Annotated in this window: 19 protein-coding genes and 1 riboswitch; of the genes, 4 read left to right on the top strand and 15 right to left on the bottom strand. The window is 46.5% G+C overall.

Going from position 1 to position 18,109, the window contains the following annotated elements; all coding sequences use genetic code 11:
- Position 1 precedes the first annotated feature (1 nt).
- Complete coding sequence (gene moaB, locus DFP81_RS02060) at positions 2 to 541, bottom strand: molybdenum cofactor biosynthesis protein B (protein WP_115896091.1); 540 nt, start codon at positions 539 to 541, stop codon at positions 2 to 4.
- Between the two features lie 13 nt (positions 542 to 554).
- On the bottom strand, positions 555 to 1,541 hold the full coding sequence (moaA, locus tag DFP81_RS02055) for a GTP 3',8-cyclase MoaA (protein ID WP_115896090.1): 987 nt from the start codon (positions 1,539 to 1,541) through the stop codon (positions 555 to 557).
- Positions 1,542 to 1,734: 193 nt separating this feature from the next.
- Here moaA and DFP81_RS02050 point away from each other — a divergent pair, with 193 nt between their 5' ends.
- Positions 1,735 to 2,598, top strand: a complete 864-nt coding sequence (locus DFP81_RS02050) for an acyl-CoA thioesterase (protein ID WP_115896089.1) — start codon at positions 1,735 to 1,737, stop codon at positions 2,596 to 2,598.
- Between the two features lie 187 nt (positions 2,599 to 2,785).
- Positions 2,786 to 4,099: a GGDEF domain-containing protein gene (locus DFP81_RS02045; RefSeq protein ID WP_115896088.1), complete on the top strand. Its 1,314-nt coding sequence runs from the start codon at positions 2,786 to 2,788 to the stop codon at positions 4,097 to 4,099.
- A gap of 51 nt (positions 4,100 to 4,150) precedes the next feature.
- Here DFP81_RS02045 and queG read toward each other — a convergent pair whose 3' ends face one another.
- Positions 4,151 to 5,239 carry a tRNA epoxyqueuosine(34) reductase QueG gene (gene queG / locus DFP81_RS02040; protein WP_115896087.1) on the bottom strand — a complete coding sequence of 363 codons (1,089 nt, stop codon included), beginning with the start codon at positions 5,237 to 5,239 and terminating at the stop codon, positions 4,151 to 4,153.
- Between the two features lie 63 nt (positions 5,240 to 5,302).
- Positions 5,303 to 5,563 carry a hypothetical protein gene (locus DFP81_RS02035; RefSeq protein WP_115896086.1) on the bottom strand — a complete coding sequence of 87 codons (261 nt, stop codon included), beginning with the start codon at positions 5,561 to 5,563 and terminating at the stop codon, positions 5,303 to 5,305.
- Positions 5,564 to 5,992: 429 nt separating this feature from the next.
- On the opposite strand from DFP81_RS02035, the gene DFP81_RS02030 reads away from it, so the two are divergent.
- Positions 5,993 to 7,705, top strand: a complete 1,713-nt coding sequence (locus tag DFP81_RS02030; protein ID WP_115896085.1) for an acetolactate synthase 3 large subunit — start codon at positions 5,993 to 5,995, stop codon at positions 7,703 to 7,705.
- A 1-nt stretch (position 7,706) separates the two neighbouring features.
- Complete coding sequence (gene ilvN, locus DFP81_RS02025; RefSeq protein WP_115896084.1) at positions 7,707 to 8,198, top strand: acetolactate synthase small subunit; 492 nt, start codon at positions 7,707 to 7,709, stop codon at positions 8,196 to 8,198.
- A gap of 102 nt (positions 8,199 to 8,300) precedes the next feature.
- On the opposite strand, the gene thiE is transcribed toward ilvN, so the two are convergent.
- From thiE to DFP81_RS01970, 11 genes are all read right to left on the bottom strand, one after another.
- A complete protein-coding gene (gene thiE / locus DFP81_RS02020) occupies positions 8,301 to 8,912 on the bottom strand; it encodes a thiamine phosphate synthase (protein ID WP_115896083.1) in 612 nt (203 codons plus the stop codon).
- A gap of 6 nt (positions 8,913 to 8,918) precedes the next feature.
- Entirely contained in the window at positions 8,919 to 9,752 is an 834-nt protein-coding gene (gene thiM, locus DFP81_RS02015; RefSeq protein WP_115896082.1) for a hydroxyethylthiazole kinase, read from the bottom strand.
- A gap of 10 nt (positions 9,753 to 9,762) precedes the next feature.
- Positions 9,763 to 10,428, bottom strand: a complete 666-nt coding sequence (tenA, locus tag DFP81_RS02010) for a thiaminase II (RefSeq protein WP_115896081.1) — start codon at positions 10,426 to 10,428, stop codon at positions 9,763 to 9,765.
- A gap of 11 nt (positions 10,429 to 10,439) precedes the next feature.
- Positions 10,440 to 11,387, bottom strand: coding sequence for an ABC transporter substrate-binding protein (locus tag DFP81_RS02005; protein WP_245959055.1), 948 nt, complete (start codon positions 11,385 to 11,387; stop codon positions 10,440 to 10,442).
- Between the two features lie 78 nt (positions 11,388 to 11,465).
- Complete coding sequence (locus tag DFP81_RS02000) at positions 11,466 to 12,284, bottom strand: ABC transporter permease (RefSeq protein WP_115896080.1); 819 nt, start codon at positions 12,282 to 12,284, stop codon at positions 11,466 to 11,468.
- The gene (locus tag DFP81_RS01995; protein WP_115896079.1) at positions 12,277 to 13,032 is read right to left on the bottom strand and encodes an ABC transporter ATP-binding protein; all 756 of its coding nucleotides are present in this window, start codon (positions 13,030 to 13,032) and stop codon (positions 12,277 to 12,279) included. The genes DFP81_RS02000 and DFP81_RS01995 overlap by 8 nt, the downstream gene beginning before the upstream one ends.
- Complete coding sequence (gene thiD, locus DFP81_RS01990) at positions 13,029 to 13,901, bottom strand: bifunctional hydroxymethylpyrimidine kinase/phosphomethylpyrimidine kinase (protein WP_115896078.1); 873 nt, start codon at positions 13,899 to 13,901, stop codon at positions 13,029 to 13,031. Before thiD ends, DFP81_RS01995 begins: the two co-directional genes overlap by 4 nt.
- A gap of 110 nt (positions 13,902 to 14,011) precedes the next feature.
- A riboswitch (TPP riboswitch) is annotated at positions 14,012 to 14,111 on the bottom strand.
- Between the two features lie 72 nt (positions 14,112 to 14,183).
- Positions 14,184 to 15,143, bottom strand: a complete 960-nt coding sequence (locus tag DFP81_RS01985) for an ABC transporter substrate-binding protein (RefSeq protein ID WP_220342776.1) — start codon at positions 15,141 to 15,143, stop codon at positions 14,184 to 14,186.
- Entirely contained in the window at positions 15,140 to 16,192 is a 1,053-nt protein-coding gene (locus DFP81_RS01980) for a FecCD family ABC transporter permease (RefSeq protein ID WP_115896077.1), read from the bottom strand. The genes DFP81_RS01985 and DFP81_RS01980 overlap by 4 nt, the downstream gene beginning before the upstream one ends.
- Complete coding sequence (locus DFP81_RS01975) at positions 16,189 to 17,211, bottom strand: FecCD family ABC transporter permease (RefSeq protein WP_115896076.1); 1,023 nt, start codon at positions 17,209 to 17,211, stop codon at positions 16,189 to 16,191. Before DFP81_RS01975 ends, DFP81_RS01980 begins: the two co-directional genes overlap by 4 nt.
- Positions 17,208 to 18,038, bottom strand: coding sequence for an ABC transporter ATP-binding protein (locus tag DFP81_RS01970; protein ID WP_115896075.1), 831 nt, complete (start codon positions 18,036 to 18,038; stop codon positions 17,208 to 17,210). The genes DFP81_RS01975 and DFP81_RS01970 overlap by 4 nt, the downstream gene beginning before the upstream one ends.
- Between the last annotated feature and the right edge of the window lie 71 nt (positions 18,039 to 18,109).

Raw genomic sequence — 18,109 nt, 5'->3', positions numbered from 1 at the left:
TTTATACCTTGTGCAGTTTTGGTTGATAAGCACCAAGGAGCAATTCAACAAAGTTACAAGGGCGGTGAGTGGCGTCCAATTGCTCTTTAAGAATGCCATTCCAGGCGGTGTGGCAAGCGCCTGTCGAACCTGGTAAACAGAATATAAGCGTTTTATTTGCCAGGCCTGCGACCGCGCGAGATTGAATAGTAGAAGTGCCTATTTCCTCGTAAGAAATCTGTCGAAAGAGTTCGCCAAAACCTTCTATTTGCTTATCAAATAAAGGAATCATCGCTTCCGGGGTGCTGTCGCGGGAATAAAAACCCGTGCCGCCAGTGATTAATACAACATGATTGTTAGAATCTGCTATCCATTGGGAGACAACCGCGCGCATGGCATACACATCGTCTTTCACTAGTTGGCGTTGATAAAGTGAATGTCCTGCTGCGCTAAGATGAGCAATCAGTGCGTCTCCTGAGGTGTCTTCGGCAAGTGAGCGTGTATCTGAAACCGTTAACACACTGATTTGCAATGGTCGAAATGGGGTTGGAATTTTACTCATTAGGGGTCCTTATTTAGCCTCCAGTTGCGCTCATAAAACGAAGTATTTGTGGGGCTTCTTCAAGATTAAAGTGGTGTTTAAGCGGTTTTAACGCCAACGCATCGATAATGCCTTGTTCCAATGACATGGCTTGTTGTGGCGCTCTTAAAAAAGGTTTGAGATCTTTGGAGTGTTCATTACCTAGGCAAAGTAGCAAGCGCCCTTCGGCGGTTAATCTAATACGATTGCAGGTGTCGCAAAAATTGTGGCTATGTGGAGATATGACGCCAATTCTCCCTCGATAGCCGGCAACGTCGTAATAGCGAGTAGGGCCACTGGAAATGTGTTGGCTTTCAGTGAGCGAAAAGTTTGTTTCAAGTCGCTCTATTACTTCATCGCTGGACAAATAGGCTGCGGCTCGGTCATGGTCGGTAATGACGCCTAATGGCATCTCTTCTATGAAACTAATGTCCATCTGTCGGTCTAGCGCAAATTGCGCAAGGTTCTGCAATTCATCGTCATTATGGTGTTTAAGCATGACGCTATTGATTTTCAACTTCTTAAAATCTAAGGAAGCGGCTTTTTCAATACCATCGATGACTTGCTGAAATTTATCGCGTCGTGTCAGGGCGTAAAAACGATCTGCTTTTAGGGTGTCTAGGCTGATGTTTATCCGAGAAACCCCTACATTGAGAAGAGACTCTGCCATTTTGTATAATTGAGAGCCATTGGTGGTAATAGTGAGCTCTTCTAGCCCCGGCTGTTTGCTTATTTGTTCTAGCGCCCAGAGAAGGTTTTTACGCACTAAGGGTTCGCCACCCGTGATACGAATGCGCTTGGTGCCCATGGCAATAAAAGTTTTAGCGACCTTGACGATCTCCTCCAGCGTGAGGATTTGGTTTCTTGGCAAAAAGGTAACATCTTCATCCATACAATAAGTACAGCGAAAATCACATTTGTCGGTTACCGAAATGCGAAGATAATCAATTTTACGGCCGTATGGATCAATTAAAGATGACATTACTAAGTGAAATACCTTGTTAAGTGAGTGTCCATCAAAGCAAAAAAACGTACATTTGGCAAAACGTAAACGGGCAAATTCAAAGGGATAGGCGACTAAGGAGCAAGCTTCCTAGGTAACTGCATATTTATCACAGGTTTGCCGTTTTAATTACTTACATAATAGCTCAAATTATATTCAGTAGAGTTCAAATATGAAGCAAGTAGTAAATAACTTAATTGATCTGTTAAGACTCGAGCGCTTATCCACGACAAAGTTTATTGGTCGTAGCCAAGACTTAGGGTTTCCTAAGGTCTTTGGCGGGCAAGTTGTCGGGCAAAGCTTAAGCGCCGCCACGCAAACAGTGGAGCATAGACAGCCCCATTCCTTGCATTGTTATTTCCTTCGCCCAGGGGATTCTAATCAGCCGATTGAATACGATGTTGAAATCGTCCGTGATGGGGGCAGTTTTAGTGTGCGTCGGGTTACCGCGTCTCAGTTTGGCAAAAGCATTTTAGTGATGACGATTTCGTTTCAAAGAGCGGAGCAAGGGTTTGACCATCAAGAAGTCATGCCAAATGTGCCTGGTCCTGAGTTATTTAAGTCTGAGCTGTCCTTATACCAGGAGCATGCGGACGAAATTCCTCAAAAGGTAAGAGAGTTGTTTACCGCCGATCGGCCTATTGAATATCGCATTGTTGAAAACCAAAACCCCTTTCGACCGCGCCCTGGAATTGCTAAGCGACATATGTGGATACGTAGTGTGGATAAACTGCCGGATGACCCTTTAGTGCATCAGTCCATGCTGGCTTACACAACAGATTATGGTTTTTTAGAAACAGCATTGATGCCCCACGGCATATCAATAGGTAACCCTTATTTAAACATTGCCAGCTTAGATCACGCCATGTGGTTTCATCGTGAATTCCGTTTGGATGAGTGGTTGTTGTATGTTGCCGATTCTCCGTCAGCGAGTCAGTCAAGGGGCTTTGTTAGAGGGCAGATATTTAATCAGTCAGGGCAGTTGGTTGCATCGACGGCGCAAGAAGGTTTGATACGTTATAACAAAAAGGCCTAAGGGTAGAGATTAAATAGGGTTGGAAAACGGCGAGAGTATGCTAACTTACCTCCCGCTTAATACTCTTTTAGTGGTTGCATTAATAAAGCGAATGGTATTTCAAGGTAGGGTTTTCGCGCTGGGGTGACACGGGTCAAGATGACACGGCTAAGCGCAGGTTAAGATGCTTTGAGGTACAGCTCTTTTCATGGATGATATTGAGGTTTTTGTGGCTAAGCAGCAGTCTTTCACATCGTATGTTTTATATAAGATTTTAGCTGGTTATTTTATTGTTGCCTTGTGTGTTTACACCCTAGTGCTGATGGTAACCTACTATGAGTCAACGGATGCCCAACAACAAAGTGCAGCAAAGCTGGCGCGCGATTTTGAGCACTCTTTACGGGAGGCTCCTTTAGATTTATCAGACAAGGCGCAATTGCAAAAGCAATTAGCCCCTTTGCTTGATAATCAAGAAAGCCTAAGTAATATCGTGAGTGCTGCCATCATTACTCAAGACTTGGTGGTGCCGGTGCGGGTGGAACGTACTGAAACCGATGAAATTGAGAGTGGGAGCACTTACTCTTACCCACTTCCTCAAGCTGGCAGCGCGGCACAACTTGTTTTGACAGTGTCAGGCTTGGGAATCAAGCATGCGGTTGTTCAACAGGCCTTGCATTGCCTTTTTTTTCTCGGCGTGCAAATGTTACTGTTACTGCTTTTACTGCGCTACCTGCTTAATAAAGTCATCGCTCGCTCTACGAATATTATGATGCGTGAATTAGCGTCTTTGGATTTAAATCAGCCTCAGCCCTTTCAGGGGGACCCTAGGTTATCTCGTTTTGTCGAATATCAGAAGCTGATGGCGAGCATCAATCGCATGCTGCACAGCCTGGCTTTATCTCGCAAAGAGCTGGCTGTATTGAACGCGAGCCTAGAATCACGAATCCATGAAAAAACGGCCTCTCTTGAAGAAAAAAACGCCACCTTGATAGAGCTCAATCAAAAGTTGTCTATTTTGGCGAACACGGATGCTTTAACTCAGGTATACAATCGCTCTCGATTCGATTTGCTCTTTAGGGAGCATGTTGAGTTAGCTGTCAGGCACCAAACGGCTTTGTCTTTGTTGCTGGTGGATTTAGATGATTTTAAGTTGGTTAATGATAGGTATGGGCATCAGGTTGGAGATCATGTGCTGCAAAAAGCGGCCCAACTGCTTTCCGATAAGGTAGCTAATCAAGGAATCGTCGCACGCTGGGGAGGGGAAGAGTTTGTTATCCTGCTGCCTTATTATGCTCAAGATCAAGCGGCAACGGTGGCTGAAGAATTACGGATCGCATTAGAAAATGCCTCATTTGAAGAGCATGATATACATATTACCATGAGCGTAGGGCTTGCTGAATTAGCGAGAGGTGAGTCGGCAGCTAGGTTATTAAAACGCGCCGATGCGGCGCTTTATGGGGCGAAAGATAAAGGCCGCAATCGTGTTATTCAAGCTCAGCAGAAAATAGGTGAGTCGCGTTGACCGCTATTTCGTTGAAGATTCGGAGCGGTTATAGGCTAAGTCTTGGTTTTTCTATGCGCCTTTAAGGCGGATGTCATGTTGTTCTAAGGCCCAGCGAACATGCTCGTTTACCAGCTCTGAGTTTGAGTCTGCTGCGCTTTCAAGGGCCGCAATAATTGCGGCTTCTGTGGGGGCATTACCCAGTGCAACAGCAATATTTCGTCGCCAATTCTCATACCCTGTACGGCGTATTGGCGAGCCCTCTGTGTTTTTTAAAAATGTCGTTTCATCCCACAAGAATAAACTGACGAGATCTTCAGCATCCAAATTGTGTCTTGGCTGAAAGTCCTGCTCTGTGGTGTGTTTGGCAAATTTCGTCCAAGGGCAGACGAGTTGGCAGTCATCACAGCCAAAAATACGATTGCCCATTTTTGCTCTCAGGTCGACAGGAATAGCACCTTTGTGCTCTATGGTTAAGTAAGAAATACACTTGCCAGCATCCAACACCCAAGGTTCGACAAAAGCATCGGTTGGGCATTGAGTCAGGCAAGCATCACAGCTGCCGCAGTGGCGTGTTTTAGTGGGTGGGTCAACCGGAAGCGGCAGGTTAGTAAAGATTTCCCCTAACAGAAACCAACTGCCAGCTTTGGGGGTGAGCAGTAGGGTGTTTTTTCCAATCCATCCCATGCCTGCTTGTTCTGCAACTTGGCGCTCTAGTATCGGAGCGCTGTCAACAAAGGCACGGTAGCCATGCTCTCCCACTCTCTCTTCTATTTTTTTGGCCAGCTGAGTTAAGCGTTTACGAATTAATTTGTGGTAGTCACGACCGAGGGCGTAGCGTGCGATATAGGCTTGTTTTTTGGTTTTGAGGCGCTCTACAGTGGCGACCGATTGCGGCAAGTAGTGCATGCGCAAAGAAATGACGCGGCGGGTACCTGGATGAAGCTTGTTAGGCTGAAAGCGAATGTCACCATGGTTAGCTAAATAGTCCATGCCAGCGTGGTAGTCTTGTGCAAGCCAGTTGTTAAAGCCGTCACGATATTGCTCTAAATCAGGCTCGACAATGCGGGCTTCAGCAAAGCCAAATTCAATTGCCCATGACTTAATATCATCAACTAGTGAGACGAGGTCTTGAGGGTCAGAAAAAGAAGGAGGAAGCAAAACAATTTCCAGAAAAGGGGTCTAGCTAGGTGCTGAGAAAGAGACACCTAGCCGGTTTAATTATCAATACAGCTGAGAGTCACCTTTGACGACGTCCATAAGCAATTTGATAAACATACGATCAGCTTCAGTGTGTTCTTCTTGAATTTTAAGTGTGGTCTGATTAGACACTTCTTCGGCAATGCGCTGGTAAGCATTGGGATCACTGATGTTTTCTTTTGCAATACGAACTAGGTCTCCAGCAAGCTCTGGGTCCATCAACATTTTACGAAAGCAGCGCAGAAATTCATCAATAATACGCTGTTGGTTGAGCTCATTCGCCATGGGTAAAACTCCTAATCAAATTATCTGGCTATAACACCACGAAGTGCGTGTCAGAGCAAGTTTTATCCTGCAAAATTGCGGCTTTGGGTTGACAGTTTTTTGTCTGGTTGCGAGAATACTTAGTCTATATTTATCGGCGCTACCCATGCCGATTACTTCCTAATATGTGGGCCATCAGCCCCTCCAATCAGACGCATGTCTGATAAGCACAAATAGAATATGGCGAAATGATTGCCCTATTGTATTCTTCCTCGCGAAACACGCGGACAGTGTAAACACTGCGATTTATTGCGTTTGAGTTTTCCTTTGTTTTAGGTTGTCTCATTAGTTTTGCAAACTTCGTGCTATCAACTTTTATCTGCTTGGCGTATGCGGTTACAATAGCGGCATAACACTAGCAGACAGATAAATACAATAGAGGGTAACAAGGTGGAGTTATTATCCGGTGGTGAAATGATCGCCCGCTTTCTCAAAGATGAGGGAGTAGAGTATATCTATGGTTATCCAGGTGGTGCCGCCCTTCATATTTACGATGCTTTGCATCGTCAATCTGACGTAAAGCATATCTTGGTTAGACACGAACAAGCCGCGACGCACATGGCCGATGGCTATGCTCGTGCAACCGGTAAAGCAGGAACCGTACTGGTCACATCCGGACCAGGTGCGACGAATACTGTGACAGGTATTGCCACAGCGTATATGGATTCGATACCAATGGTGGTGATTTGTGGTCAGGTAATGAGTTACCTGATCGGTGAAGATGCCTTTCAAGAAACCGATATGATTGGTGTGTCACGCCCTATCGTGAAACACAGCTTTACGGTTAAGCATCCTTCTGAGATTCCAATGATTCTCAAAAAAGCGTACTACATTGCCAGTTCAGGTCGTCCAGGCCCTGTGGTTGTCGATATCCCTAAAGATATGACCATGCCAGGCGAAAAGTTTGAATATAAGTACCCTGAATCTGTTTCTTTGCGCTCTTATACGCCGCCAGCAAAAGGCCACAGCGGTCAAATTAAAAAAGCCGTTGACCTATTACTGGCAGCCAAACGTCCGATTATTTATGCCGGAGGCGGGGTGATTTTAGGTGGTGCGTCTGATTTGCTGACGACACTGGCTAAAACACTTGATTTTCCAGTAACGAATACCTTAATGGGCTTGGGTGCTTACCCAGGAACGGACCGCCAATTTGTGGGTATGCTAGGTATGCATGGTGCCTATGAAGCCAACATGACAATGCACCACAGTGATTTGATTTTGGCAGTAGGGGCTCGATTCGATGATCGTGTTACCAATGACCCTGATAAATTCTGTCCTGGCGCAAAAATCATTCATATTGATATTGATCCAGCTGCGATTTCGAAAACTATCCGTGCTGATGTGCCGATTGTCGGTCCAGTCGACCAAGTGTTGGAAGAAATGCTGTCACTTATTGAAGGTGAAAGCACGAACGCAGATGCGGTCGCTAACTGGTGGAAGCAGATTAATGAATGGCGTCTTGTTCATGGTGGTCGTTATGACACATCAAGCGACAAGATTAAGCCTCAAGCGGCTGTAGAAGCTTGCTGGAGAGCAACGAAAGGGGACGCATATGTGGCTTCCGACGTTGGTCAGCATCAAATGTTCAGCGCGCAATACTACAAGTTTGATAAGCCTAATCGTTGGGTCAACTCCGGTGGTCTTGGTACCATGGGCTTTGGTTTGCCTGCGGCGATGGGCGTAAAAATGAGCTTCCCTGAAGAAACCGTAGTCTGTGTTACAGGCGAAGGTAGTATTCAGATGAATATTCAAGAGCTTTCAACCTGCTTGCAGTACGGCTTGCCGGTTAAGATTCTATGTTTGAATAATGGCTATCTTGGCATGGTTCGACAGTGGCAAGATATGAACTATGAAGGTCGTTATTCTAACTCCTACATGGATTCTTTACCTGACTTCAAAGTATTGATGGATGCGTACCGTCACCAATACGTAGAAATCCGCAGCAAAGATGAGTTGGACGCTAAGATGGAAGAAGCATTTGCAATGAAAGATCAGCTGGTCTTCATTAATTGCTATGTGGACCCAGAAGAGCACGTTTATCCGATGCAAGTGCCTCGTGGCTCTATGCGCGATATGTTCTTGAGCAAGACGGAGCGTACCTAACATGAGACATATTATTTCTGTATTGATGGAAAACGAACCAGGTGCTTTGTCACGTGTTGTTGGTTTGTTTTCACAGCGCAATTTCAACATCGAATCGTTGAACGTTGCTGCTACTGATGACGCGACCTTGTCTCGTTTGACGCTAACCACGTTTGGTTCAGACCAAGTGGTTGAGCAAATTACCAAGCAATTAAACAAGTTAATTGATGTCATTAAGTTAGTAGATCTAACGGAAGGGCAGCACATTGAGCGTGAATTAATGCTGGTTAAAGTACGTGCAACTGGCGCTCAACGAGCAGAAGTTAAGCGCACGGTAGACATTTTCCGTGGCAATATTGTTGATATGACACCGTCTATTTACACTGTCCAAATTGTTGGTGAATCTGACAAGCTGGATGGCTTCCTTCAAGCGTTAGGTGGTGCACATCTTCTTGAAGTGGTTCGTACTGGTGTTTCTGGCGTGGCTCGCGGCGAAAAAACATTGTCACTGTAATGGCGAATTAGCCCTTATGGACAAGGATACGGAAGAGGTAAATTAAGCGCCTCTTCTTTAAAACCAACCATTGGATAAGGCCAATGGTTGGTTTTTTTTGTTCTACAATAAGGCTTTGATTTGTTCTGTGGCGGCTCGAGGGTCTTTGGCTTGGCAAATGGCCGACACCAGAGCAATGCCATGAACACCGGTAGTAGCGACTTCTTTGAGGTTGTTGTGATTGATTCCGCCGATGGCCACTATCGGCAATGAGCTGCTTTGCAATGCGGCTTTTAAACCATGAATTCCCCAATGGTGGAGCGTATCGGTTTTTGTCGGAGTAGCAAAAATGGCACTCAGTCCTATGTAATCAACCGGCAGTTGGTGAACATGGTCTAACTGTTGATGGTTTTCAATGGACAAGCCCAACAGCTTATCCGGGCCGATCAGCTGTCGTGCTAGCGTTGCTGGCATATCTGATTGACCTAAATGCACGCCATCGGCATCCACAGCTAAAGCCACATCCACTCTGTCATTAATAATCAACGGCACACCTGTACCTTTTAGTAGGGTTTTGATGGCGCTTGCCCGTTCAATAAAGGCGCGCACATCATGGTGCTTTTCGCGAATCTGCACCATGGTTACACCGCCTTGTACGGCTTCACGAACGACGTATTTCAGCCGCTCTAGAGTGAGGTTCTCATCCGTGACTAAATAAAGCTGATAAGGGTTCATCGGGTATTAACCTATGATTTTGTCAGAGGTATCGATTGCTGTGAATGCCAAACGCTCAGCGAGTGTCGCCTCATCGAGATGATAGAGCGCATCTAGAATCGCCAGTTGCAAACTGCCGGGGCCGTTTGCTTGCTCGGCGGCGATCTCTCCAACGACGCCAAACACCGCAGCAGCAGCCAAGCCACTGGTTTCACCAATGGCAGCAAATGCCCCAGCCAGTGCAGAAAGAGAGCAGCCCATCCCTGTTACCAGCGGCATCATAGAATGACCATTGTCTAAAGCAAGAATATTCTTCTCTTGCTCGATAAAGGCTTGATGGATGATGTAGTCGGTTTCTCCAGAAATGACAACGCTTGCACCATAGGTTTTCATTAGCATCATAGCGGCCTTGATTGCCCTATTGCTGCTGTCTTGTGAATCGACTCCTTTACCCTGAGAAGCTTCGCCAGCTAATGCGATGATTTCCGAGGCATTGCCGCGAATGATCAAGCGTTCGGCCAGTTCTGCAAAACGTCGGGATGTCACGGTGCGAAGAGCGCTAGCACCACAGCCAACAGGATCAAGTACAACCACTTTTTGATGCTGGTTCGCCTGCTCAATGGCAAACGTCATACGTTCAATCCAGACGCTGTCTAGGGTGCCAATATTAATGACTAGGGCGCCAGCAAAGCTCATCATGTCAGCCATTTCTTGACGAGAATGCGCCATAATAGGCGATGCCCCTACGGCCAATAGTGCGTTGGCCGTGTTGTTCATTACCACGTAGTTAGTAATATTAACCACTAATGGCTTTTGTTCTCTCAAGGAGCGGAGTGCATTGAGAATTAACTGTGTATGCATAACAATCCTCCTAGTTGGTTGCGTTTAAGCCCTGTTGCCAAAAGGCAATTTCCATTCTTGTGGCGGTACTAAATACCTCAACCAGCTGTTGGCCACGCTCGCTCTTGATATCAATCTCGGCCAGTAGGCTGTTGAAGTATAGAGCGCCTTGATTTGCGTGGTTTTGGTATTCCTCTCCTGCGTATAGCTCGATCCAACTCTGGTATGGGTTGTTGTGCCAAAGAGTATCAGGGTCGAGACTGATTTGTTGACCGATGACGGCGTAACCTATCGCACAAGGCGCAAGGGCGGCATATAGGTCTACTAGGTTGCCACTCATGCCCGCATCAAGCACATATCGAGTATAAGCGAGCGTGCCAAAGTCTTCTTTTTCTTGTTCCATTTGCGCTTCGCTTAAGCCCCAGTCTTGGCAAAAGCTAACATGATGGCTGATCTCGCTGCTCAATAACGCATTCAATGTCGGCAAGGCTTGGCGCATATCCGCTAGAGAATTGGCTTTGTAGACCGCCAGAGCATAGGCTCTGGCATACTGTTTTAAAAACAAAAAATCCTGTTTTAAATAATGTAAAAAGCTTTCCTGAGGTAAGCTGCCAGCAGCTAGCTGGGTAACAAAATCATGCTTGGTGTAGGCTTGCCATTCTGTTTGGCAGGCGTCGATTAAATCTTGATATTGCATAAATCACCCGTTTAAAAAGTAGGAAGGTAGTCTTTGGCTTCTGGCAAGTTGGTAATGATTTTATGTTCCAATAAAAAGCGAGCGTAATGATCATAGCGTGCGACTTCGACCGCCGCAGGGCGCAAAGCAAAGCGCGACAGTGTGTCTTGCCAAGCCATTTTATTGAGCTTGTTATCCAGAGTGTCTGGTGCATAAGCAATAAACTCTTGCCATGCTTGATCAGGGTGATTCAGGATATAGGTAGTAGCTTCTTCAATGGCAGTATTAAAAGCGCGAATGGCTTCTTTATTATGCTTGTTAGCATTGGCGACAAAGATCAGTTCATCGTAATTTGGTACGCCATTTTCTTCAGGGTAAAACATAACAGGCTGGTAGCCTTCAGTGATCAGTTGGTTTTTTTCAAAATTACGCAGCCCACCCCAAATCGCATCGACTTTACCCGAAGCAAGGGATGAAGAAAGCGCCCAACCGACATTGACGATTTTTACATCATCGATGCTTAATCCAGCACTGTGTAGCATGGTGCCTACAGTGGCTTCTTCATTGCCCGCTATCGAAATACCAATGGTTTTTCCCTTTAGTTTAGCTAGGCTATCGATACCGCTTTTTTGCAAAGTGATCAGCGAATTAAGAGGCGTAGCAATCAAGGTGCCAGAGCGCACTAAAGGTAGGCCTTGGGCGATATCCATAATCAAGCTGGGTTGATAGGAAACGGCTAGGTCGACTTTTCCTGCGGCCACTAATTTAGCGGGCGTGCTTGGGTCAGCTGGTTCTTGAATGGTGACGTCTAACCCTTGCTCCTTAAAGTAGCCATGCTGCTGAGCGATTACAATGGGGCCATGGTTAGGGTTCACAAACCAGTCTAGCATGAGGGTTAATTTCTGTGTTTGCGCCAGGGCGTGGCCAGCGGCAAGGGCAGTGGCTAAGGTTAATAGTGTGTTTACGATCAGTTTTTTCACGAGTTTTCCTTTTGTTATTAGTAAAGTGGGCACGCTACCAGCTGGTTACTGGTCGCGAGATTACATTTTCGGATCTGGTCAGTGTTCCCAAGGTATGGCCCTTTTGAGAGTGAAATCTGTAACGAAATACAGCACCACAGAGAGCAAGGACAAAATCAATAAAGCCGCAAACATGTCATCTATCATCATACGGGCATTGGCTTGTAGCATGAGGTAGCCTAGGCCTGCGCTGGAGCCAACCCATTCACCGGCGACGGCGCCAATGGGGGCAATAACAACGGCGACACGAATACCTGAGGCTAAGGCGGGCAATGCTGCTGGCAGCTGAATATGAATAAGTTGCTGCCAACGGCTGGCTTGTAATGTGTGGGCTAGGTCAAGAAAACCTCTAGGAGTATTGCGCAGCCCGTCATAGCAACAGGTCGTCACGGGGAAAAAGATAATAATGGCGGCCATGACGACTTTTGACGCTATACCGTAGTCGAGCCACAGCATTAAAACCGGAGCTATGGCAAAAACAGGAATCGCTTGGCTGGCAATGAGTACCGGTAATAGCCAGCGCTTTATTGGCTTAAACAACAGCATTTGAAGGGCAAAAAAAAGTCCCATACTCAGACCAAGTAATAAGCCTAGAATAATTTCTTGTGCGGTTACCCAGGTGTGGTCTAACAGGATTGGATACCGCGCAACTAGGCGATCAAGCACCGATAAGGGAGTCGGTAGGATAAATGAGGGTAAGGCAAAGGCGTAGATCAACCCTTGCCACAAAGCGAGCATAACGCAGAGGATAATAACGCCGCGAACTAATGACGCAGACCGTGTACGGTGTTGAGTGGACTTTTGCCCCGTGTGTTGGTGGCGTGACGGGGTGCTAGCAAGTGGGCTTAGATCAGGCATAGTCTTGCTCCAAAAGATGAAAAATACGTTGCTGAACCAGCGCAGAATCAGCATCTATGTCTCTTGGTGGTCTGGAGATCGGCAGAGCGATGTGCTCAGCCTGTGCAGGGCGCCCCGTTAGAATGTACAGACGTCCAGCAAGACGCACAGCCTCTTGTGGATCATGGGTAATTAAAATGACGGTTTTGTCTTTTAATAGTGTGTAGGACAGTTGTTGTAATTTATGGCGAGTGACGGCATCGAGAGCGGAAAAAGGTTCATCCATTAAGATAAAAGGCTTGTCTTGCATCAAGGTGCGGGCCAGTGCAACGCGCTGCCGCATTCCTCCAGAAAGTGTCTGTGGCAAGGCGTGGCGAACAGCTAATAAACCAACCTGATCGAGCAAGGCGAGTGCTTTTTCTGTCACCTCAGGGGTGATTTTTTGCTTGTTAAAGCGATAGCTTAAACAGACATTATCTACAACAGACAGCCAAGGTAAAAGTAGGTCTTGCTGGGCCATATAAGCAATTCGCTGTTGCAGGGCTAGCCCATCGCTGCAGATGACGTTACCTTGCCATTCAACATTTGAGTCTAATAATCCCGCTAGGTAACGCAGTAATGAGGTTTTACCACTGCCGCTGCGGCCCAATAAACAAGTCCATTGTCCTGCGGGAATTTGCATTGATAGCTTATCTAAGATGGCTTGATTTACATTTGGATAGCGTAAACCTGCATTGTCAATGGTGAGACCAAGCGGCGTTTGTTTCATGCTTTACTCTCACCCTTGGGCAAGGCAAAAAAATGATTAACTGGGCCGTGGCCTTGTCCAATGGCGAGTTCATCTGCTTGGGTAATGGCTTGGCTAATGTAGTTTTTAGCTAGGCTGACGGCATCCTCTAGGCTTTTTCCTTGAGCCAAATAGGAGGCAATAGCTGAAGACAAGGTGCAGCCTGTGCCGTGGGTGTTTTTTGTATTGATGCGTGGTGCACAAAGTCGTATCACAGTGTTTGCGCTAATAAGCAAATCTAGGCTTTCTGCTTGGTTTTCTAAATGCCCGCCTTTTAATAGGACACTGCTAGCCCCAAGAGCCCTTAGGGCAGACGTCATCGCCAGCATATCTGACTCGCTTTGCGGAATAGGTAAACCGGTTAAAGCGGCGGCTTCAGGTAGATTAGGGGTGATAATATCGACTAACGGAAATAGGGTACTTTTGAGGGTGTTGATGGCGCTTTCTTGCAGCAATAAATCACCACTGGTGGCGATCATGACAGGGTCTAAAACGATAAACTTAGGTTGATATTGGCGCAACTTTTTTGCCACAACTTGAATAATATCTGTGTCTGCGAGCATGCCAATTTTAACAGCAGTGACCTTAATGTCGCTAAACACAGCATCCAATTGGCTTTCAACATGATCAAGAGGAATGGGAAAAATCGCCGTGACGCCAAGGGTGTTTTGCGAGGTAATTGCGGTAATGGCCGAGCAAGCAAAACTACCCGTAGCGGAAATGGCTTTGATGTCTGCTTGGATGCCAGCGCCGCCGCCACTGTCTGAGCCAGCAATGGTTAGTACGATCGGTGTGGTAGGACTATTAGCCTTATAAGCGCTAATAGAATCAGATAATGATTGACTAGACATACATGCTCCTCGCAGTGGCGCAAGGAACTAGATACATCAATTTGATCAGAAGTGGTTTTCTGAGTGCTTTATCGAGAAGCCCAAATTGCTATATGGGATACAGGGCAGGGCCCTCTATCACAATAGTTCCCTACGCCAGTGTTAACTGAATCAGGTTCAACGGGTCTCGTGTTATACGATCTCAGCAAAAATGCCCCCCGACTATGATGGCAAGCATGGTAGCAAGATTTGATCAAAGACTCATCATTTTTTCAGTCTGACGAGGCTTTCCTCAAAATGCGCTTATTTATCTGTCTGGGGATAATAGGGTTTGGGGGTTAAATGGGCTTGAACTGTCATGGTCATGGCCTCCAACCCAGCATACGAATTCGAAATGGCAGCGTCTCTTGATACCAGTACATAGTTGCCCTTTTTACAGGCGCTTAGGAACTGACAAAAGCCAGGTAAAATCGCGTTCATCTTGGCTATTTCTAGTTGTGGCTTATTATTTGAAAAATAAGGATCAAAAATAATATCCGCATCAAGTTCTGGTAAGCGCTCAGCGCTAAAATCGACCCGCTCGCCCGCAGGGATTTGATTGATAATAGGCGGAAACTTAAATCCAGCATCCCTCAGTACGCGACCAAGTGAGCGATAACTGTGATAAACACTGATCTTGCCTCTTAACGGTTGCATTACTGACACCGTGATGTTTTTTGTCTCCACTGCTGCTTTAAGACTGTTGATTTGCTCTTGATAGCGGCGCTCAAGAATGGCCAATTTTTGTTCTGTATGGGTTACTTTGGCCAGCTGTTGGTAAATATGAGGCGCGCCCAAAGCACTGTCCAAAGAGATCGTAGGGGCGATTTTAGCGAGCAAACCAACTGGGGTAGGGCGAGAGTTTGCGGTAATGATTAAATCCGGTTTTAGCTTTACTATGGTTTCTAAATCCACATTGGTGGCACCAATAAAAGTGATTTGGCTGTTGTCAAAATCCACTCCTGTTAACAGCGCACTCGAGCGAATATAGGGAGTGCCTTTTTTAGATAGGCGTCCGTGACTGCCAACTGGCATCACACCTAACTCAATAAGCGGAATCGTAATGTCGATATCATAAACAGAAACAATCCGTTGGGGATGGTTAGGAATAGTAACCTGCCGCCCTAAGTCATCGATAAAAGGGACGCTTGTAGGGGCTTCTCCACTTGCTAAGGCAAGGGGGCAGATTAGATTCATTAACAAAATGAGCAACAATCGATTCACAGCTGGTTCCTACGAGTCCAAAGAAGAATAATCAGTGTCGGAGCGCCAATCACAGCAATCACGATTCCGGTAGGCAACTCGACAGGCGCAAAAGCAGAGCGGCCAAGTGTGTCGGCACCCAACACTAAAATAGCGCCGATTAAGCTGGTGGAGATTAATTGATAACGGCTGGAGTAGTTGGGTAAAAAACGTGCCAGATGAGGGGCGATCAAGCCGACGAAACCAATGCTACCGGCGACAGATACACTGCCTGCTACGAGGAAAATCGCCACACTAAAGCGGATGATATTAACCCACTTTCGGCGTACTCCAAGGCTGATAGCCAGAGCGTCTCCTAAGGCTTCTATATCAGCAGAAGGAGCGCTAATCAGCAGTGCAATGATGGCGATAGTAAACAAAATCGCCACGAGCTGAACGCTTTGCCAAGTGGCGCCTTGTAAATTACCTGCGAGCCAAATTAACACGGTTTGTAAGTCTTTAGTGTCGGTGGCGGCCAGTAGTACCATCATCAAGGCCGACAAAAACCAAGATAAACTAATGCCAATCATCACAAAGCGAATGCTTGAGCTGCCACGGGCCAACAAGAGCACAAAGACACCGCTGGCCAACCCACCTAACATTCCAACCACTGGACGCCAAGCTAAAGCAACTCCTGGAGCGGCTAATATAAGGGCAACGACACACAGTGCAGCCCCCTCACGTACGCCTAAAAGGGACGGGTCCGCCAAGCCATTACGGGTTAAGGATTGCATCACAGCCCCAGAGCACGCCAACATAGCGCCACACAGCACAGCCAGTGTAATCCTAGGGGCACGAAATGCGTCTAGGATTAACGTGTGATACTGATAAGCCAGCGACGGTTGCGCGGGTTCAATATGTAAATAAGCCAGAATAGAAGAGGTTGCGATAGTTTCGCTACCGGTTATCAGTGCGAAGTAGATTAGCCCCAATAAGAACAGTAGTAAGACCCCAATAGTAAGCACCGAGGTAAGGTGGATGCGAATAGAATATTGTCCCGACCTTAAGGCAACTAGCGCGCTGCTGCTCATCGCATCCTCCTGACGAAAATCCAAAGAAATACAGGTGCTCCAACAAGTCCAGTTAATGCTCCGGTCGGCAATTCTTTTGGCGCAAAGAGGCTGATCGCCGCCATGTCCGCTGCCATTAGAATAGCGGCGCCAGTGATTGCCACCAAAGCTAAAGAATAAGCACTGGGTCGCGAGTGAATGCCACGCCACAAAGCAGCAGAAATTAAGCCGATAAAACCGATAGGGCCCACTGCAGACACCGCGCTGCCAGTGAGTAATGCCGCCGCCAGAAGTGACATAAAACGTATTTTTTGCACTGATGCCCCTAAACCTTTGGCCATCGCATCCCCTAATGACATGGCGCTTAACTGCGGCATGATAAGAAGACTCAGCACAAGGCCTGCGCCAGCAAAAGGCAAACTGATGAGTACGGTGTGCAAGTTTGCACCTGCGCCATCGCCAATGAGCCAGAAACGAAGCTGGTCTAATGTGTCTTCATCTAGGATCAAAATGGTTGAAGTAATAGCGCCTGCAAGCGCCGAAAACGCAATGCCACAAAATATTAGTTTAAGAGGCTGTAAGCCTTTTTTACCCGCTGAAGCAATGACCAAAACAAGGCTAAATAACAGTGCAGCACCGACGCTGGCGACCAGCGGTCGAACCATTGAGAATAATGGAGCAATAGGAAAAGCTGTAACTAATACCACCGCTAGACTGGCGCCAGCATTGAGGCCAAGTAAGTGGGGATCGCTGAGGCGATTACGTAGGGTGATTTGTAGCAAATAGCCGGCAATGGCTAAGCAGCTACCAGCCAATAGCATGGCTAATACTCTAGGTAAGCGCAGAGATATTAATACTCTATGATCAAAGTCATGGGGATTATAGTGAAACAATGCTTGCGCTAATGTACCAATGGGAATAGAGCGAGCACCGTACAGAAGGTGAAGCGCAGTTAAGCCAATCACAAGGGCTGTGATAAACCCTAAGCGCCTTGTGTGGGAACATTGCTGAGTGGTCTTAGTGTTTGCCGACAAACTCATGCGACAGCCGATGCTTTTGTGGTTTGTTGTGACTTAGGCAGAAAAATTGGCAGGCCTGTTTCTGGGTGAGTAACCGCTAACACTTGAGTTTCGAATACCTCTTCAACCATATCGCTATGACAATGAGATGGGTGGGCTAGCGTGTGACGGATTTGACCGTCTTTTAAAAAGATTAGGTGGTCAGCGTATTGCAGAGAAAGATTTAAATCATGCAGCACGCAGACAATAGTACGACCATGATGTTGGACAAGGTCGACCAGCATTTCTAACAGCTCCACCTGATGGCGCATGTCTAAAAACGTCGTTGGTTCATCGAGTAAAATAAGCTCAGTTTCTTGGGCAAGCACCATAGCAATCCAGACTCGCTGACGTTGGCCGCCAGAAAGACTGTCAACTAAACGATCTGCTAATTCTTTTGTGCCAGTGACTTCTAAAGCATGATTGACGGCCTTCTCATCTTGCTTACTCCATTGTTTTAAAAAGCCTTGGTGAGGAAAACGCCCTCGTGAAACAAGGTCTTTAACGGTTAAATCTTCCGGCACAATAGGGTGTTGTGGTAGTAAGCCTAACTGCTTAGCAACGTCACGAGTTGGCAGTTGTGCAATATTGTTGCCTTGCAATAAAACCTGCCCCTTCATAGGGGAGATTAAGCGTGACAAGGTGGACAGTAAGGTCGATTTTCCAGACCCATTTGGTCCTAGCAAAACCGTCATTTTTCCATTGGGAATGGCTAGATGAATGTCTTGTAGAATTTGTTTTGAACCATGACCAGCGTCCAAATGAAGAGTGCTGAGTAGAGGGGGTTGGCCATGCGAAGCGACTGTCATTAACAAGTGTCCTAGTAAAGCAAGAAGATAATATCTTATAAGGATAATAGAAATCATTACTATTAACTTTA

The sequence above is a fragment of the Marinomonas pollencensis genome (assembly GCF_003387375.1).
Classification (GTDB): Bacteria; Pseudomonadota; Gammaproteobacteria; order Pseudomonadales; family Marinomonadaceae; genus Marinomonas; species Marinomonas pollencensis.
The sequence above is the reverse complement of the archived record's forward strand: the minus strand, read 5'-3'. Positions and strand labels throughout refer to the sequence as shown.

Coding starts and splice junctions, on each gene's coding strand:
- moaB (WP_115896091.1), bottom strand. CDS start 541: ATGAGTAAAATTCCAACCCCATTTCGACCATTGCAAATCAGTGTGTTA.
- moaA (WP_115896090.1), bottom strand. CDS start 1,541: ATGTCATCTTTAATTGATCCATACGGCCGTAAAATTGATTATCTTCGC.
- DFP81_RS02050 (WP_115896089.1), top strand. CDS start 1,735: ATGAAGCAAGTAGTAAATAACTTAATTGATCTGTTAAGACTCGAGCGC.
- DFP81_RS02045 (WP_115896088.1), top strand. CDS start 2,786: ATGGATGATATTGAGGTTTTTGTGGCTAAGCAGCAGTCTTTCACATCG.
- DFP81_RS02035 (WP_115896086.1), bottom strand. CDS start 5,563: ATGGCGAATGAGCTCAACCAACAGCGTATTATTGATGAATTTCTGCGC.
- ilvN (WP_115896084.1), top strand. CDS start 7,707: ATGAGACATATTATTTCTGTATTGATGGAAAACGAACCAGGTGCTTTG.
- thiE (WP_115896083.1), bottom strand. CDS start 8,912: ATGAACCCTTATCAGCTTTATTTAGTCACGGATGAGAACCTCACTCTA.
- thiM (WP_115896082.1), bottom strand. CDS start 9,752: ATGCATACACAGTTAATTCTCAATGCACTCCGCTCCTTGAGAGAACAA.
- tenA (WP_115896081.1), bottom strand. CDS start 10,428: ATGCAATATCAAGATTTAATCGACGCCTGCCAAACAGAATGGCAAGCC.
- DFP81_RS02000 (WP_115896080.1), bottom strand. CDS start 12,284: ATGCCTGATCTAAGCCCACTTGCTAGCACCCCGTCACGCCACCAACAC.
- DFP81_RS01995 (WP_115896079.1), bottom strand. CDS start 13,032: ATGAAACAAACGCCGCTTGGTCTCACCATTGACAATGCAGGTTTACGC.
- thiD (WP_115896078.1), bottom strand. CDS start 13,901: ATGTCTAGTCAATCATTATCTGATTCTATTAGCGCTTATAAGGCTAAT.
- DFP81_RS01980 (WP_115896077.1), bottom strand. CDS start 16,192: ATGAGCAGCAGCGCGCTAGTTGCCTTAAGGTCGGGACAATATTCTATT.
- DFP81_RS01975 (WP_115896076.1), bottom strand. CDS start 17,211: ATGAGTTTGTCGGCAAACACTAAGACCACTCAGCAATGTTCCCACACA.
- DFP81_RS01970 (WP_115896075.1), bottom strand. CDS start 18,038: ATGACAGTCGCTTCGCATGGCCAACCCCCTCTACTCAGCACTCTTCAT.